Annotated in this window: 1 protein-coding gene; it reads right to left on the bottom strand. The window is 35.4% G+C overall.

All coding sequences use genetic code 11. The features are described from left to right. Positions 1-116 precede the first annotated feature (116 nt). Positions 117-305: GNAT family protein (locus MZO41_RS16610; RefSeq protein ID WP_502825508.1), on the bottom strand; the 189-nt coding region annotated here is incomplete at its 5' end.

Below are 305 nucleotides of genomic sequence, written 5' to 3'. Positions count from 1 at the left end.
CGGGCTATTGCATAGCGAGCGCATTTCATGCAGAACTCTACCCGAGCAGGGCAAGCTGATGTCAGCTTAACCACAAAAAAAAGATGACCATAATACAGTCAGCTTTAAATTCAGATTCAGGCATTTTTCCAAAATAAATCATACGATACTTGCTCAGTTTCTTCTTCAGTATATTTAGACTTGACTACAAAGTCATTACGAATATAAAATTTCATTGCCTTATCGTTTTTTTCATAAACAGACAAAGTCAATTCGTTTTTTTCTTTTTTGGCCTCGTTTAATAATCCTCTACCTATCCCTTTGTT

It is taken from the genome of Lactiplantibacillus sp. C232 (assembly GCF_023806725.1).
In the GTDB taxonomy this organism is placed as follows: Bacteria; Bacillota; Bacilli; order Lactobacillales; family Lactobacillaceae; genus Lactiplantibacillus; species Lactiplantibacillus plantarum.
The sequence above is the reverse complement of the archived record's forward strand: the minus strand, read 5'-3'. Positions and strand labels throughout refer to the sequence as shown.